The sequence below is a fragment of the Pseudomonas sp. NPDC087697 genome (genome assembly GCF_044743155.1).
Taxonomy (GTDB): domain Bacteria; phylum Pseudomonadota; class Gammaproteobacteria; order Pseudomonadales; family Pseudomonadaceae; genus Aquipseudomonas.
The window spans coordinates 1-1,205 of the sequence record NZ_JBIUVW010000102.1 but is presented as its reverse complement, the minus strand read 5'-3'; the positions used below and the strand labels follow the sequence as shown (position 1 = coordinate 1,205).

The 1,205-nt window shown below is 54.6% G+C and carries 1 protein-coding gene; it reads left to right on the top strand.

Going from position 1 to position 1,205, the window contains the following annotated elements:
* Positions 1 to 104 precede the first annotated feature (104 nt).
* Positions 105 to 1,016: a UDP-3-O-acyl-N-acetylglucosamine deacetylase gene (gene lpxC / locus ACIPIN_RS28965; RefSeq protein ID WP_401124939.1), complete on the top strand. Its 912-nt coding sequence runs from the start codon at positions 105 to 107 to the stop codon at positions 1,014 to 1,016.
* The last annotated feature ends 189 nt before the right edge of the window (positions 1,017 to 1,205 follow it).

Below are 1,205 nucleotides of genomic sequence, written 5' to 3'. Positions count from 1 at the left end.
ATCAGGGCTATGAAGGTGTTTGGTGTTCAGCAATGGTCTGGTCTGCTCGTATCGCCAGGCTTTGTTGATTCCAGTTCGCAATTTGCGCTGAAGCGGCCCAAGCCATGATTAAACAACGCACCCTGAAAAATATTATCCGTGCCACAGGTGTAGGCCTGCACTCCGGGGAGAAGGTATACCTGACCCTCAAGCCCGCACCTGTAGACACCGGCATCGTGTTTTGTCGTGCCGACCTGGACCCTGTGGTGCAGATTCCTGCTCGCGCGGAAAACGTTGGTGAAACCACTATGTCGACGACGCTGGTCAACGGTGACGTCAAAGTGGACACGGTGGAGCACTTGCTCTCGGCCATGGCTGGCCTGGGCATCGATACCGCCTCCGTCGAGCTCTCCGCGTCCGAAGTCCCGATCATGGATGGTAGCGCTGGACCCTTCGTATTCCTGATTCAATCGGCTGGCCTGGAAGAACAGGACGCAGCCAAGAAGTTCATCCGGATCCTGCGTGAAGTGACAGTGGAAGACGGCGACAAGCGCGCCACTTTCGTCCCTTTCGAAGGCTTCAAAGTGAGCTTCGAGATCGATTTCGATCACCCGGTGTTCCGTGACCGCATTCAAAGTGCCAGCGTGGATTTTTCCAGCACTTCGTTCGTAAAAGAAGTCAGCCGCGCCCGGACCTTTGGTTTCATGAGTGATATCGAGTACCTGCGCAAGCACAACCTCGCACTCGGCGGTAGCGTTGAAAACGCCATCGTGGTCGACGCGGATGGTGTACTGAACGAAGACGGCCTTCGCTACGAAGACGAGTTCGTGAAGCACAAGATCCTCGATGCAATTGGTGACCTCTACCTGCTGGGCAATAGCCTGATTGGTGAGTTCAAAGGCTTCAAGTCGGGCCATGCACTGAACAACCAGCTTCTGCGCAAATTGATTGAGCAGACAGATGCTTGGGAAGTCGTGACCTTTGAAGACGCCAGCACTGCACCGATCTCTTACATGCGTCCAGTTGCGGCCGTGTAAGCAAAAACCTCTCTAGTTTTTAAAGGCTGCCTTCGGGTGGCCTTTTTTTATGCCCCGTAGCAGCTGCCGAGCCTGCGAGGCTGCGTTCGGTCTGGGCCCAGAGTGTGTAAAAACGCCTTTGCGAACCCTTGCTATGATTTCTGAGGATTTCATCGCAGGGATCGCCCATGAAGCGCTTTATTCAAGGTG